Raw genomic sequence first — 16,080 nt, forward strand, 5'->3', positions numbered from 1 at the left:
ACCATCAAGGCACAGTTCCCTTTGAAAGAGGAAAATAAACTATCTTACATAAGAAAGCGACAAGAACGTTTTTCTGAACAATTTTTACCTATAAGTAAAAACAGGGTAAAAGTTTTGCATAAAGTAGTTTATAGCCGACAGTTGTATTTCTTAAGGGCTAGCTGCACTGCAAACTTGATTAGTTAAAAATATAGGCAAACAACATCAATGATACTAAAGGGAGTAAATTATTGCTCAGGTATTTTACTGATTTTCAAAAATAGGCAACCAATGAGTGGCAAAACTTGTGAAGGAGGCAGGAGGTAGAAGCAGGGGATTGAAATTTATCTATTGATCTCAACTTCATCTAATTTCAAACCACAAAATCGGAGATTTTGGTGCGGGACTTAAATTCCTGGTCGCGGTAGGAAACAGTAAGTAATATTGCTTTCCCTTAAACTACCTCTTTCGTTAACCAAACGCTGACTGAAGATTGCCACGACTCCCAGTAATCCATAACATAATGACAGTCACAAATCCAAGCAGTGGGTCTTGCCACTCCAAGCCTTGGTGATTGTAAAGTGATTGTCACAATAGTGAACATACGTTTTTAGGTAAGGTAATAAAAGTGACTTCCAGTGCAGATGAAATTCAAAAGCTGATCGCAGACATTGACAACTTACTTGCCAGTGGTGGCAAACGCTTGTCTAGATTTCTGCCTGGTCAGGCGCAGGAGCCTAAAGAGGTTTTAGAGCGAATTCGTAACTTCTTGGTAAGGCTTCAAGAGAAAGAAGCATTAGAGAGCAGTATCTCAAATCAATCTTCTGAAGAACCGCGATCGCCTTTATTAACAAAATTTATCGATCGAGGTTATAACCAGTATCCACTACCGCCCCTCGAACCCGATCAGGAACAGAGTTCATTAAAAAATGAATTTTCGAGCTTGATACAGCCATTGCGATCGGAATTAGAAGGGCTGTTGCAAGAGCGAGCAACTCTCGTACAAGAAATTCGGCAGCTGGAGCAAAAGCGACTACAAAACTACTCCTTAGCGCAGCAGTTGACAAACCAGGATCAAATGATTACCGAGTTTTTACAGGTACTCATGAGTCGGCTTGTACCAAATTTAACGCCACTGATAGCACAAACAGGGGAAAATTCTGCCAATTCTTCAGGGGTAATTAATCAGGTATCAGAATCAGCAACCTCTGTAACTCAACCTTTATTAGAATCAGCAGACCGTGTGGAGCAGTTAACCCAGCTAGCTAAAGAGTTGGATCAACGCTTATTATCACTAGATGGGACTGTGAATGTAGTCTTTGAGGCACTACAGCGCAATATTAATACTTATTACGAATCACTGTCGCAAGCGTTGGCAAGGATGCATAGCAAGGGAATGCAAGGCGAACAGTTGATGTCTAGCTTTCTCAATAATTTAACCCAGCATTTAGAGCAACAATCTCCTAGTTCGTCATCTCTCCCAGTAGTAGAATCTGATACGCCACCATCATTGCCTGAGCAAGCCGAGATCGCTGCTGAAGTTGCGCTCCAGCCTTTGGAGCAAACCCCACCAGAAATTTCATCTCCACTGACAATTAATTCTGAGGGACAGGATACAACCCTTACCGAAGATTTAGATACAGTGCTGTTGCAGCTTGGTATAGACTCGTCTCAATCTCCTGAAACCCCAACCGAATTAACGCAAGATATTTCTGCATTAGTTGGTGATGAAGTAGATCAACTTTATGCCAGTTTGTTTGGTACTGGTGATGTTAATAATCTCAGTTTTGATGTAGCGGCGAATGACTTATCTGCTTTGACAGCCTCGCAATCAACGTTGGACATTGCTGAGAGTCCATCTGTCCCTCCAACCGAGGATTCTGCGTTTGTAGCAGCAGATACAGATATTTCAGCCCAAGAGACTTTAGTAGAAACCCCAAGTTTATCATCACAGCCACAGGAAGAACTATTTTTTGAAGAAGATACTGACCTCGATTCACCTTTTAACTTTTCTACTACCCCACAAACAGACACCTCCCCCACGCAAGACCCACAGCCAGCTAATTTTTCTGAAGAGGATACTGACTTCGATTCGCCTTTTAGCTTTCCTACACCACTAACGGACAGTTCCCCCACGCAAGAGACTCAGCCAGCTAGCGTTGATACAATAAATACCCTAACTGAGCTATTGCCTGATACAAGTAGTAAGCAGGAATTACTGGAATCATCCTTTGTGGATAGCGGTACAACTACAGTACCAGTTGCTCCAGAAATAGCAGAAATTGCGTTGGCAAAGCCTATCGAAGATATCGCTCCACCAGAAATATTGCCCAACAACGATCAGCCAGAACCGTTTGTAGATAACTACATTGCTGCTTCGCCTCAAGAAAACTTGCTTTATGTTGAGTCAAACCAGTCTCCAGCCGTACCCGATATTTCTTTAGATGAAGAACAGTTGCAGCAATTAGATCGGGATTTAGCTAATTTTGATCAGCAGCTAAATTCTGAGCCGCAGCCAGCTACTAACTTTGATATTTCCTCGGAACTGATTGATAAAACTCAAGATACAATTCCCACAACTATCCCTGAGCCACAAACAGAAAATACCTCAACTGCGGCTTTATCGAGTTTTGCAGTTCCCCAGGTAGAAATTGAAGAAAAGGAAGTCACAACTCCTATTCAAGACAGTTCTTTACCTTCAATTTCTAACTCAATCAAAAATCCAGAAGTCTCGCTCCATGTTCGAGAATCAGTTTGGTATTTAGGAATTGATTTAGGTACAACAGGAATTTCTGCTACCTTATTAAATCGCTCTACTTTTGTTGTACATCCTATATATTGGTCAGCAGAAAATCCATCAGAAACAAGTTCATTCCAGCAATCATTTCGTTTACCAACAGAGGTTTATCTTCCTACAGCTTCTATACCTCAAGGAGAAAATGAAAGTATCGAAGTCCATGAGCAGACAGCACCGGCGGCTGTTGCTCAAGATAAAACGCCTGACCACTCGGCTCCTCCTACAACACCTACAACAGATTCGACGACAAACAATCTTTATTCGGCGCAGTTAAAGCCTTATTTACAAGTAGCTATCCCTTACAAAAGTGAACGGCAAAAATGGGAACCTGTTCTGCAATTAAATGAATTTTCGGCAGGGCCTTTAATTTGGATTGTGCGATCGCTCTCTAAGCTACTGTTAACCCTCAAATCCGAAAAAACTTGTACCACCCCTAGTTTAATGGCTGCTGCTGTTGGGATCAGCGAACAAGATTTTCCGCAGATTATCAATAATATTGCTGGTGTAATTTGCACTTGTCCATCTAGTTGGTCGGAACAATACCGCTTTAATGTGCGCGAAGCTTTACTCACTAGCAAACTTATCCAACATCCGCAGCAAGTCTTTTTTGTGGAAGAAGCGATCGCTAGTTTACTCCCGGAACTTGATGCTGCTAACGGTGAACAAGTAAAATTAAGCCAACCTCAAGGTTCTCAGCCGGCAAAAACCAGCGAACATCCCATTGTGGGTAATACCCTGGTAATTAATATTGGAACAACTGCCACAGAAATGTTGCTGGTCGATGTCCCAGAAAGCCTGCTGCAATTGTCATACAATGATTTCATGCTCCATAGCTTTGCTTATGCTGGCAAGGGAATTGAGCAAGATATTATTTGCCAGTTGTTATTGCCACCCAAATCTCGCCAATCACGCACAGAAACACAAAGCGATGCCTACGGCGAGCTACGCCTAAGCAAAACTATCAGCAGTAATCCTTGGCAATGGCAACCGTCAATTCCCGGTTTAGACCAAATGCGTTGGCAGAGTTTAGGGTTGGAAGAACTACAACTACCCAGAGTTGGAGAACCAGATATTACCGCACGGATTCGCCTCCAGCAGCGTCTAGAGAGTTCTCTACTGGGACAGGCGGTATTAGATGCCGCACTAGCTTTAAAGCTGATTTTGCAACACCAAGAATCTTTTACCCTAGAATTAGCCGATCAGCAGTGGATTTTGCAACGACGAGATTTAGAAAGCCAGGTATTTATCCCCTTTGTGCGCCGCCTGAACCGAGAACTCAACAAGTTGTTGGTAGCTCGCGGTGTCCCCACAGAATCCATTAATCAAGCTATCTTGACTGGTGGGGTGGCTTGTATCGGGACGGTAAATCGCTGGTTACGGCAAAAGCTCCCCAGCACCAAGATTATTCAAGATTTATATCTCGGCGAAAATGGCGCTCCCAATTGCAGCCGGGTTGCTTATGGTTTGGCGATGCTGCCTTTACATCCCCAGATATTAGATATACCCAGGCAACAGTACACTGATTATTTCTTATTTACCGAATTGCTGCGGCTGCTACCAGAAAGGCCCTTATCTTTCGGTGAAGTTATCCAGTTATTTGAGGGTCGCGGGATCAATACTCGCACTTGTCAGCAACGCCTGCTGGCTTTCTTGGAAGGTGAGCTGCCCTCTGGATTGATACCTTCAGTTACAGATTCGGCTTGGCTCACTCAGAGTTCGCAAGAAAATTCTGACTATCAAGCGATCGCCACAACACCACTTTTTGAAAAACAGGGGAGTCTCACCTATCGTCCCAATTCCCGACAACTGTTATCTTTGCGTCGCTATCTAGATGCGATCAAGGCTAGTAATCAGCAATCACTGGAGGAACCATATACTGTGAACTTTGCCTTAGCGGTTCCTCATTGAGATTAGTGCATTACGCTAGAAACAAGAATACTACTCAAAATTCAAAATGCTTACATTATAAGCATTTTGAATTTTTGCAAGTGTACTTCTAAGACTATCTTTTTTGTCTGATGGGAAAATACTATAAATTTACAATATGTTACTTTAAGTAAAAGATTCTATAAACTTTAGGTTTTAAGTGATTATATTTCAAAAATTCTGTGTATATTAATACTAAGTGGTTGCGACAAAAACAGTAAAAACTGCGTAAAAATTAACTCCACGTCTACACTACTAAGAAAATGTCATATAACAACCTTGCCTATTTTGAGCTAGAAATGTTTCTCAGTAAGCTTCCTAGATAATAAATTGTAAAAGTTGTTTTTTGACAGGCTCTAAAGCAAAAATCCTTGTTATGAAAAAGTTAGCCCTTGTGAATAATCTTTATCTTTATTCAATTAATTGTTCGCAACAGCCTTTACACCCGTCAACTTTAAGCGTGAGAAAACGGTTAATTGACATTGTTGGAGCCATTGTGGGGCTGATTATTACATTTATGATAGCAATTCCTGTAGCGATTGCTACCTTTATTGATGAGCCAAGTCCAATATTTTATTCTCAAATTCGCTGTGGTTTGAACGGAAAAACTTTCCGCATCTGGAAATTCCGTTCCATGATCGTCGATGCTGATAAATTCAAGCATTTGGTTCAAAATCAAGCTAAAGGTCACATCTTTAAATCTGTTGACGATCCTCGCATTACTCCTGTAGGTAAATTTTTGCGGCGTACTAGTTTAGACGAATTTCCCCAATTTTGGAATGTTCTGGTAGGAGATATGAGTTTGGTTGGTACTCGTCCACCCACTCCTGATGAAGTCAGCAACTACGATCCGCACCACTGGGATAGATTACGAGTCAAACCAGGCATTACTGGAGAATGGCAGGCTAATGGTCGTTCAAGCATCACAGACTTTGAAACCATTGTCAAGATGGATATAGATTATCAACGCAAGTGGTCTGTAACTTATGATCTGAGTCTAATTTTTAAAACTATCTGGGTGGTATTCCAAAAAACTGGTGCTTATTGAATTTGTCGTTAGTCATTTATCATTTGTTTTTCTTTGCGTTAGCGCATCTACTTCATCTTCACTTTTTGATTCAACCTTTGACACCGCTACCTGTTTCTGTAGGTACAATGTAACGTTGCAGAAATAAAAATAGTAATAATACTGGGGCGATCGCAATCACTGAGCCAGCAGCTACCAACCTCCAGTCAAGGGAAAATGTCCCTGCTAGTTTGGCGACTCCTAAAGGAAGAGTGTATAAATTTTCGTCTTGGATGACAATTAAAGGCCACAAAAAGTCACTCCAAGCACCGATGAATACAAAAATAGCTAAAGTTACTAATGCTGGGCGAACTGCTGGTAACATTATATGCCACCACAATCCTAACTCTGAACTGCCATCCATTCGGGCGGCTTCTTCTATTTCTTTAGGGACACTCATGAAAGCTTGGCGCAACAGAAAAATGCCAAAGGCAGAAGCTAAACTCGGGAAAATCATTCCTAAATAACTATTTCTCAAACCCAACTGGACTGTCAAAATATAAAGGGGAATCATCACGATTTGGAAGGGAATCATAATCGTCGAGACAATCGCTACAAAAATCCAGTCTCGCCCCACAAATGACAATCTTGCCAATGGATAGGCAGCTAAAGCGCAAAACAGCAGATTTAAGCCAACCGTTAGCACTGACACCAAAGTGCTGTTATACAGGTATTGCCCAAAAGGTAGAGAGTTCCACACACTAAAAAAGTTATTCAGTGTAGGTGACGCAGGTAATAGCTGTGGCGGCGACTGCAAGATATTTTCCGTAGGTGATTTCAAGGCTGTGCTAATCAGCCACAGTAAAGGAAAGAGCATCACCAGTGCGATCGCTCCCAATAGCGCATACATTAGCAGATTTTGCGATCGTGATTTTTTTAAGTTCAGCATTTGATTAATAAATTTCTGAGTTTTGTAGATATTTATTACAACCTTCTTTACTAAAATTCCCTGCCCTTACTTTCATATAAATAATAGCTGTAAATGGCAGGACAGTAGACGGGACTGTTGATTATATTGACATCAATACAGTCACTTTAACTTTTTCTAAACCAACGACAGGGAGGGTATTCTTTAACTAACTAGCCTCTACGTAAGTTGACCATAGGAGTGATGCGGGGAGTTGAGCCAAAGCACTATTCTGAAATAGCGGCGTTCCAATGGAGAAGCAATATGGATCAACAGAAACAAATGTTGGAAATGGGCTGGGGCCGATTCGCGGCGATGATCGCGACCTCAACTTTCATCATGTTCTTCTTGATGTATCAGCTCATCTACTCACTTGACCACGCGGTGTTTAGTGTCAACCGACTGGTTGCCTCATTAGTCATGGGGTGCGTGATGACCGTTGTGATGCTTTCCTTTATGTGGTCGATGTACCGAGGAGTGGGGATCAAGTTCGCAGTTCTCGGTTTGGCTACCCTGCTCGGCGTGATTCTGCTCTCCGTGAATAGAAACCAGGTGTTGATCGGAGATGTCAACTTCATGAAGTCGATGATTCCCCACCACTCAATTGCCATTAACAACGCGCGGGAGGCGAGCATTAGCGATCCGCGTGTTCGCGAGCTTGCGGATGAGATAATTGAGTCGCAGATCCGCGAAATAGCTGTGATGAAGCTGCTCCTCGATGATATTGCGCGGAACGGAGAACGGGGGGCGGCGGAGCTTCCCGCTCGCTCGACCGAAATAACCCCCGATATGGAGCGCAAGATTAGAGAAGCAGTGCAGTAAATAAGCAGGTTTTCGTTGTGAATGCCTAACACACCCATGCACCAAAAGTTTTCGATCTACTGAAACTAGAGCTGACTTGAGTAATGCTGACTTAGGAGGGGCTTTTTGAATTTCGGAAGAAAGATTCGAGAATCTGAATCCTTCAGCCTTTTTGAGTCAGTCCGGTTTCCGTAGAAATAGCTTGTAATGGTTTATCCCAAGATTCAATAGGTATTTGGGACAAATAAGCGAAATCAAAGATAATTCCGATAGTCGGCTTTGTCTGCCACTGCGGTAAACTGAGTAAGCGATCGTAATATCCACCGCCATAGCCCAAACGATATCCTTGATGGTCGCAAGCAACACTGGGGACGAGAATCAAATCTACTTCAGCAACATCTAAGATTGGAGCATCAGGGTGTGGTTCGGCAATTCCATAAGCGCCACTTTGGACACAATCGCCAGGTGTCCAAATATGCCAACATAGGGATTTATCAATGCAGCGAGGAAATCCCCAATGGTATTTGGTGTTTGCAAATAGTGGACTGAGATCAGGTTCTTGACGAAAGCTGAAATAAGCGAGTATTGTTTTTGCTTGGGAGAACGAAGTAGAGTTTTGTAAATGAGAGCATAAGCGATCGCTTTTTTCTCTCCACTCTCGAACAGACATTGATTGACGTGTTTTGAGTAGAGTTCGGCGTAGTTCTGCTTTTGCTTTATTTAATTGATGATTAACTTTGTCCATGAAATATTGCGTCAAAAAAATAAGCTGGGCATTGCCCAGCTTATAACACTCTACATTTACTAATACATTGTTATGTGGCGTGTTGACGATACCACTCAATGGTATTCTTTAACCCTTCTTCAAAGCCCACCTGAGCAGTGAAATTAAAGGCTTGCTTTGCCCGTTCAGTATCTAAACAACGGCGGGGTTGACCATTCGGCTTGTCAGTTTGCCAAACAATTTCACCCTTAAATTCCATCGATTTACAAATTAAAGTAATTAAATCAAAGATGGAGATTTCGTAACCCGTTCCCAAGTTAACTGGTTCCGATTCGTTATAAAATTGAGTCCCCATAACAATCCCCCGCGCTGCATCTTCTGAATAGAGAAACTCGCGGGTAGGACTGCCATCACCCCAAACTGGGAGTTGCTTTTCTCCCTTAATTTGGGCTTCGTGAACTTTGCGAATTAAGGCTGGAATGACGTGGGAACTTGCAGGGTCAAAGTTATCTTCTGGGCCATATAAATTCACTGGCAGAAGGTAAATGCCATTAAAACCGTACTGCTGGCGGTAAGATTGCAATTGAACTAAAAGCGCTTTTTTAGCAATTCCGTAGGGAGCATTGGTTTCCTCCGGGTAGCCATTCCAAAGATCGTCTTCTTTAAATGGCACTGGGGTAAATTTAGGATAGGCGCAGATAGTACCAACACAAACGAATTTTTCTACTCCAGCTTGATAGGCAGCGTGAATTAGGTGCGTACCCATGATCAAGTTATCATAAAACAACTCTGCGGGTTTTTCGCGGTTTAGACCGATGCCACCCACATGAGCCGCTAAGTGGATAATTATGTCTTGCTGGTCAACTGCCCGTTGGCTATTTTCCCAGATACGCAGATCGCAATCGCGCGATCGCACTATTGTAATCTTCTCACGATCAGCCCCTGCAATACACAGTTGATCTATCACCTGACGACCTAGAAACCCCGACCCACCAGTGACGAGGATTCGTTGATTTTTTAGTTCTAAGGCGGTCATATTTTTATCCTTTATGGTGCAAATCAGAAGTGTAAAGCGCCCAGTTGTTGACGAATAGTTGCAATATCTAATGGAAATTGCGAACCATTTCCGTTGGGTGAAGTGTGACCCAATGCCTGTAAATCTGCTTCTACCATTAAGGAAACTAATTCTTCAAAGGTTACTGATGGTGTCCAGCCCAAATTCTGCCGTGCTTTGGTAGCATCGCCAATCAACAATTCTACCTCAGATGGACGGAGGTAACGCTCATCAAACTCTACGTAATCTTGCCAATTGAGATTTACGTAATTAAATGCCAGTTCCAAAAACTCTCGCACTGAGTGGGTTTCACCAGTAGCAATTACGTAATCGTCTGGCTGATCTTTCTGCAACATCAACCACATTGCTTTGACGTAATCCTTCGCATAGCCCCAATCTCGCTTTGCGTCTAGATTACCCATGTAAATCTTTTTCTGCTTACCAGCAACGATACCAGCCACGGCTCTAGTAATTTTGCGGGTTACAAAGGTTTCGCCCCGTCGTGGTGACTCGTGGTTAAAAAGTATGCCGTTACAAGCAAACAAATCGTAAGACTCACGATAATTGACTGTTTGCCAATGGGCGTAAACTTTCGCACAGGCGTAAGGACTGCGAGGATAAAAGGGTGTTGTTTCAGTTTGAGGTATTGCTTGTACTAAACCGTACATTTCTGAAGAACCCGCTTGGTAAAATCGCACCTGAATTCCAGTCCGGTGTTGGTAGTCTCGAATTGCTTCCAACAGACGCAGCGTACCCATTCCTACGGCATCTACCGTATATTCTGGTGAATCAAAGCTTACTCTGACATGGGATTGAGCGCCGAGGTTGTAAATCTCTACTGGCTTGACATCTTCTAAAATGCGCCGCAGCGTCGTACCATCTGTCAAGTCGCCGTAGTGAAGAAATAACCGCACCCCATCTTTGTGAGGGTCTTCGTAAATGTGATCGATGCGGTCTGTGTTGAAGGTAGAAGTCCGGCGAATAATGCCATGAACCTCATAACCTTGTTCCAGCAAAAATTCACTCAGATATGAACCATCTTGACCAGTGATACCAGTAATCAACGCTCGCTTCTGTTGCGTCATGCTCAATTATCCCTTCTTATCTTTGATTAAAAAGTTACAGCCAATCTGATACAACCTAGCAGCTAATCGCTCAATTTCCTAATGGGAAACCTACGAGTTCTTGTTGTTATGAGACTGTTTACCGTAAATAAATATACTTAATAAAAACTAATTTCATACCTAAGCTTAACCTTAGATATACAAACATTGTTTAAGTATGTATATTTTCTTTTACCAGATAGATGAAGATTATTTTTATGTTCGTTGCTTTTTTAGTCAAAATTTCATATTCATCTGGTTTTGTGAAGACTGAATAAAATCTAGATATTTACAGGCTTTTAGGGGCATTAACTGCCCCACAAAATCTATCTTAAGTATTTACTCAGTAGGCACCGTTGTTCTTGGGTAGAATAACTACATCAACAGTTTTCAAGATGATCCGTAAATCAAGCCAAAAATTCCTGAATTTGACATAATGCAGGTCTATTTGAACTCTTCGAGGGTAAGGAATATCATTACGCCCGGATACCTGCCACAAACCAGTAATTCCTGGACGGATTGTTAAAATCTCATCAATGTGACAACCGTATTTTGGGAGTTCTTCTGCTACTAAGGGTCGAGGGCCGACTACACTCATGTCCCCTTTTAAAACGTTCCAGAACTGGGGAAATTCATCTAAGCTAGTAATTCGCAAAAATTGACCAATTTTGGTAATCCGGGGGTCTTGTTTTAGCTTAAAACTGCTTTCAAACTCTTGTCGCAATTCAGGCGATGTTTCCATCATTTGCATGAGGATTTCGTCTGCATTGCTTACCATTGTTCGGAATTTAATACAATTGAACGCTTTGTAATTTTTTCCTACCCGTTCCTGGACATAAAAAATCGGGCCTTCTGAGCTAAGAGCAATCAGCAAGGCCAAGATTAAGTAGACGGGAAAGAACAAAATTAACACCGACAGCGAAAATACTATGTCAAACAGTCGCTTGGCAAACTCTCCGTTTAAGCCCTGAAAAGATAAACCTTTGGGCTTAACTTTTGGCATCTTTGTTTTTTGACCGCGCTTTAAGAAAGTACGCGTAGACGCTCTAGTGTCTTGCCGTACGCCTCGCTTGCCGGAGAGGAGTGAGCTCTGGGCAGTCATCATACTCCTTAATAATCCACACCACACATAGTCCCAATATTAAAGCCAAAATGATGTGCTTCTGGGGGGAAATTGCCAAAAGCCTAAAAAAATAAGACGTTAACCAAGACCATCATTCCGAAAACGGTCTTTTTCGTTGCATTTGTTTACAAAATCTAGATAACGATCTGCAAAGATTTGCGGTGAAAACTGCGCGGCGTGCGATCGCATATACTCGGAACTGAACGAACCTTCATACAATTCAAACTTTTCTACCGCCTCCACTAAAGCCGCCTCTGTTTGCGTCTTGAAGAATATACCTGTCCCTGTATCCGCACAAGAGCGAATATCTCGCACTGTTTCTAAAGCACCCCCTGCACCATAAGCAATCACTGGTGTGCCACAGGCTTGTGCTTCTACTAGGGCAATCCCAAAATCTTCACAAGCTGCATACACAAACGCTTTAGCCCTAGACATATATTTTTTTACCACATTATCGGGTTGCCATCCCAGTATTTGGATATTGGAGTTTGCCATTTCGCGGATTTTATTCATTTCATCTCCTGTACCAATGACCACTAATGGCCGCTTGAGTTGATTAAAAGCCTTGACAATCAACGATATTTGCTTATAACTCACTAATCGGGAAACTGTCAGGTAAAAGTCGTCTTTCTCAGATAGAAATGGAAATTCCCCAATATTCACTGGTGGGTAAATGACTGTTGCTTCTCGCCGATAGCAACGCCAAATCCGCCGGGCTGTATGTTGTGAGTTAGCAATGAAGTAATCAACGCGATTGGCACTCAGTACATCCCACTGGCGCAAACGATGTAATAAATATCGTGTCACCCACCCAGGTAAGCCACTACCCAGTTTGCTGTAACGCAGATAATCAAAAGTCAAGTCCCAGGCATAGCGCATAGGGCTGTGACAGTAGCAAATATGCATCTGTTCGGGAGTGGTAAGGATTCCTTTGGCAACAGCGTGAGATGAAGACAGAATTACGTCGTAATGCCGCAAATCCAGTTGTTCAATTGCCAAGGGCCACAAAGGCAAGTACTTTTGTATACCGTTACGGGCATAAGGAAAGTTTTGGAGAAACGTCTTGCCAATTTGACGCTTATATAAATAACTTTCTCTATTAGTGGATTCAAAATCGATTAGAGCATACAAATCAGCATCAATGTGATTCAAAATTTCTCGGACAACGAGTTCAGAACCACCTGTGGCTTTGGGTGTCAGCCACTCATGAACCAGAGCATATTTCAAGGGCACAGCTAACTTGAATAAATGGAAAATACAAAGGTTAATTTGATGACGTTAACTAAAAAGTTTCCTCTTGTGATTAATTAACGGGAAGCGTCCCAGATTAGCACACAAGACGCAATTTTTCCGTCAGAGGTTCCAGATGGATGCTGCAACCTGATAATCTCAGATTGGGGAATGGGGAATGGGGAATACCAATAGTTTTCTTTCCCTCTGCCTCCTCTGCTTTTTCCCTACTCCCTACTCCCTTGCCGACAACTGATATAGAAATGGTGAATTTATGCGAATTCTAATTATGGGTGGTACTCGGTTCATTGGTGTCTATTTGACTCAATTACTAGTGGAACAGGGACACGAGGTGGTGCTGTTCAATCGTGGAAATCGACCAGCACCTTCTTTACAGGGAGTAGGACAAATTATAGGCGATCGCACTGATGCTACTCAATTAAAGGCAAAGTTATCACAAGAAAACTTTGATGTCATTTTTGACAATAACGGGCGGGAACTTACTGATACTCAACCACTGGCAGAGATTTTTCAAGACCGAGTGCAACATTTTGTGTATATGAGTTCTGCCGGGGTGTATCTCAAATCTGACCAATTACCCCATGTAGAAGGTGATCCAGTAGATCCTAAAAGTCGCCATAAGGGTAAACATGAAACAGAAGCTTATCTGACTCAATTGGGATTACCTTTTACTTCCATTCGTCCTACTTATATTTACGGGCCTTGTAATTATAATGAGTTGGAAGGCTGGTTTTTTGATAGGATTGTGCGCGATCGCCCCATTCCCATCCCCGGAAATGGGTTACATATCACCCAGCTAGGTCATGTAAAAGACTTGGCACAAGCCATGACCCAGGTTTTGGGCAATAAACAAGCCATAGGACAAATTTATAATATCTCTGGCGATCGCTTTGTCACCTTTGATGGTTTAGCCCGTGCTAGTGCTGTAGCGGCTGGTAAATCACCCGATGCTGTAAAAATCGTCCATTACGACCCGAAAAAGTTTGATTTCGGCAAACGCAAAGCTTTTCCGATGCGAGTGCAGCATTTCTTTGCTTCGGTGAATAAAGCACAAACAGAATTAAACTGGCATCCTGAATATGATTTAATTTCCGGGTTACAAGACTCTCTGGAAAATGATTATTTGGCTAATGCAAAAGATAAGGCTGATATTGATTTCTCCATAGATGAGGAGATTTTACAAGCTTTGTGAGTAGTGTCAACTTAAAGCCAGGGCGAATAGAATAGAGCCTCCGGCACGCTGACGCGTTAAGCGAAGCTATGCCGAAGGCTTCACGCGGCTACACAGGCAAAGTCCGCCTCCTCGGACTAAGGTCAAATTAAGGGTTTGAAACCCACGGAGGTGGGTTTTGTTTGTATAGACGCGGTTTCTAACCGCCCGTTTCATGTTGAGTTGACACCTACTGATGCGATCGCATCTTCACGACTCATCAGGGTTAACGCCTAACTCTCGCAGTTGGGCTGCTAATCTGTTAGCACGTTGACTTTCTCTTTCTAGTTTTTCTAGCGGCGTGGGAAGCCAATTTCCAGATGCATCATACCAACGTAGCCACAACCGCTCAATTTCTTGGTAAGAACCTTGCCAAAGTCCTAAGCCCAGTTCCAAACCCTGCATCCACACCCTTGGGGTACTCAAGTCCAATTCGCTGTAACTATCTGCAACCAATTGGAATGCTTGGAGTTTATCAGTGTAGCGGTCAAACACAATGTAGTAAGGAATTCGCAAAATCCGCTCATAAACTTCCCATTTGGTCGGCGGTTGGTTAATCTCCCGCAGAGTTCGTCCTAAATCTTCTTTTTCAGTGCCAGGAGAAAGCAATTCTACCACTACAAAAGGAGCAACCCCTTCTTGCCAGATGACATAACTCAGACGCAAGTTTTGCTGTTCGTAGAGACGCGAAACTCCCACAGCAGCAAACCAGTCTGGGCGTTTGTACCACAGTGTATGCCGGAGGTCATAGTAAAGATTTAAGTCAGTGGCAACAAATACTTCCTCTGGTGGATAGTTAGGTGGGCAAAAGGTTTCGCGCAGAAGTTGGGGTTGAAAAAGGTGAAATTCGTCAGGCAAACCAGAGTCCTCCGGGTATTCACTGGGAAGATCATACATGGTGGGTAGGGTTTCTTTTGGAGGGCGCGGCGGGTCTGTTTGGTACATAAGAGCAATCCTGACCGACTAACTTTAAGTTAACGGATCACGATAAAGGTTTGACCAAAGTCAAAAGAAAATATTTTTTCTTATACCTGGGAAAGATGCAATTTATCGCGTCTTTAGCTTTTACTGGAACAGGAATTTAGAAATGGTATACAAACCCTGAACTTGAATAAAGAAGAAGTGGTATAAATGTGTCGTAAATGTTTTACCTAATGAAAGCAACCATTTAGGTATATTTTTTGAAGATTTAATACTTAAATTAACTGTTTATGGCACAATATCCACTCCAAAATGTTCTAAAAGCCAGGGCCCGCTTAGGTGAAGGCCCCATTTGGGACTCAACCAAAAACCTATTGTACTGGGTCGATATTTTTAACCATCGGGTGCATCAGTTCAATCCTGCTACGGGGGAAAACAGCTTTTTTGATGTGGGAGATGTCGTCGGTGCGATCGCAACAGCAGGTGCAGATAGATTAATTATGTTGTTGCGTCATCACCTGGCATTCCTCAACACTCAGACAGGTGTAGTTGCCCCCATTTTGGAAGTTGAAGCAAATCTTCCAGATAACCGTCTTAATGATGGGAAATGTGACCCTCAAGGACGTTTTTGGTTCGGTTCAATGTGTTCTTTGGAAAAACCCCAGGCTAGCCTCTATCGCTATGATAAAGATGGTTCATTGCATGTGATGGAAACGGGATTGACTATTTCTAATGGTTTGGGGTGGAGTCCAGATCAACAGACATTTTACTTAACAGATTCTCCTCAGCAAAAAATATATGCTTACGATTTTAATTCAATAACAGGAAATATTAGTAATCGCCGGATTTTTGTTGATTTAACTCATGAATCTTTCTATCCAGATGGGTTGACAATAGACAGTGAAGGACATATTTGGTCAGCTATGTGGGATGGATGGTGTGTGATTCGTTTCAACCCCAACGGTGAAGAAGTATTGCGGATAAAGCTACCTGTGCAAGTACCAAGTAGCTGTACTTTTGGGGGCGATGATTTACAAACACTCTACATTACCACTGCTTCAGTTGGACTTAGCCAAGCAGAGATCGAAAAAAGTTTCCACTCCGGTGATTTATTTGCTCTCCAAACTGATGTTACTGGATTACCTACTCATGCTTTTGAGGAATTATAATAATTTTCTGGTAATCAAACTATATGGTGGGGAATCACAGATGTGTGAC

General features: G+C 42.5%; 12 protein-coding genes. 5 read left to right on the forward strand and 7 right to left on the reverse strand.

The genetic code is table 11. The annotated features are described in order from the left end of the window. The first annotated feature begins 607 nt into the window (after positions 1-607). On the forward strand, positions 608-4,684 hold the full coding sequence (locus tag VB732_RS17860) for a hypothetical protein (protein ID WP_323232244.1): 4,077 nt from the start codon (positions 608-610) through the stop codon (positions 4,682-4,684). A 394-nt stretch (positions 4,685-5,078) separates the two neighbouring features. Continuing rightward, the gene (locus VB732_RS17865; protein ID WP_323232245.1) at positions 5,079-5,750 is read left to right on the forward strand and encodes a sugar transferase; all 672 of its coding nucleotides are present in this window, start codon (positions 5,079-5,081) and stop codon (positions 5,748-5,750) included. Positions 5,751-5,820: 70 nt separating this feature from the next. Here the strand turns inward: VB732_RS17865 and VB732_RS17870 are convergent, their stop codons facing one another. Next, on the reverse strand, positions 5,821-6,657 hold the full coding sequence (locus tag VB732_RS17870; RefSeq protein ID WP_323232246.1) for a carbohydrate ABC transporter permease: 837 nt from the start codon (positions 6,655-6,657) through the stop codon (positions 5,821-5,823). 282 nt (positions 6,658-6,939) lie between these two features. Here VB732_RS17870 and VB732_RS17875 point away from each other — a divergent pair, with 282 nt between their 5' ends. After that, positions 6,940-7,497: a DUF305 domain-containing protein gene (locus tag VB732_RS17875; RefSeq protein WP_323232247.1), complete on the forward strand. Its 558-nt coding sequence runs from the start codon at positions 6,940-6,942 to the stop codon at positions 7,495-7,497. A 142-nt stretch (positions 7,498-7,639) separates the two neighbouring features. Here the strand turns inward: VB732_RS17875 and VB732_RS17880 are convergent, their stop codons facing one another. The 5 genes from VB732_RS17880 to VB732_RS17900 all read right to left on the reverse strand — a co-directional run bounded on the left by VB732_RS17880 (position 7,640) and on the right by VB732_RS17900 (position 12,713). Then, positions 7,640-8,221, reverse strand: a complete 582-nt coding sequence (locus VB732_RS17880; RefSeq protein WP_323232248.1) for a 5-formyltetrahydrofolate cyclo-ligase — start codon at positions 8,219-8,221, stop codon at positions 7,640-7,642. A gap of 70 nt (positions 8,222-8,291) precedes the next feature. Further along, entirely contained in the window at positions 8,292-9,236 is a 945-nt protein-coding gene (locus VB732_RS17885) for a GDP-L-fucose synthase (RefSeq protein ID WP_323232249.1), read from the reverse strand. Positions 9,237-9,259: 23 nt separating this feature from the next. Next, positions 9,260-10,339 carry a GDP-mannose 4,6-dehydratase gene (gene gmd, locus VB732_RS17890; protein ID WP_323232250.1) on the reverse strand — a complete coding sequence of 360 codons (1,080 nt, stop codon included), beginning with the start codon at positions 10,337-10,339 and terminating at the stop codon, positions 9,260-9,262. Between the two features lie 361 nt (positions 10,340-10,700). Further along, complete coding sequence (locus tag VB732_RS17895; protein ID WP_323232267.1) at positions 10,701-11,459, reverse strand: sugar transferase; 759 nt, start codon at positions 11,457-11,459, stop codon at positions 10,701-10,703. A 99-nt stretch (positions 11,460-11,558) separates the two neighbouring features. Next, positions 11,559-12,713 carry a glycosyltransferase gene (locus VB732_RS17900; protein ID WP_323232251.1) on the reverse strand — a complete coding sequence of 385 codons (1,155 nt, stop codon included), beginning with the start codon at positions 12,711-12,713 and terminating at the stop codon, positions 11,559-11,561. A 271-nt stretch (positions 12,714-12,984) separates the two neighbouring features. Here VB732_RS17900 and VB732_RS17905 point away from each other — a divergent pair, with 271 nt between their 5' ends. Further along, positions 12,985-13,923, forward strand: a complete 939-nt coding sequence (locus VB732_RS17905; protein ID WP_323232252.1) for an NAD-dependent epimerase/dehydratase family protein — start codon at positions 12,985-12,987, stop codon at positions 13,921-13,923. Positions 13,924-14,151: 228 nt separating this feature from the next. Here the strand turns inward: VB732_RS17905 and VB732_RS17910 are convergent, their stop codons facing one another. Continuing rightward, positions 14,152-14,886 carry a Uma2 family endonuclease gene (locus tag VB732_RS17910; protein ID WP_323232253.1) on the reverse strand — a complete coding sequence of 245 codons (735 nt, stop codon included), beginning with the start codon at positions 14,884-14,886 and terminating at the stop codon, positions 14,152-14,154. A 266-nt stretch (positions 14,887-15,152) separates the two neighbouring features. On the opposite strand from VB732_RS17910, the gene VB732_RS17915 reads away from it, so the two are divergent. After that, on the forward strand, positions 15,153-16,031 hold the full coding sequence (locus VB732_RS17915; protein WP_323232254.1) for an SMP-30/gluconolactonase/LRE family protein: 879 nt from the start codon (positions 15,153-15,155) through the stop codon (positions 16,029-16,031). Positions 16,032-16,080: the final 49 nt, after the last annotated feature.

It is taken from the genome of Nostoc sp. UHCC 0252, from assembly GCF_034931145.1.
Lineage (GTDB): Bacteria > Cyanobacteriota > Cyanobacteriia > Cyanobacteriales > Nostocaceae > Nostoc.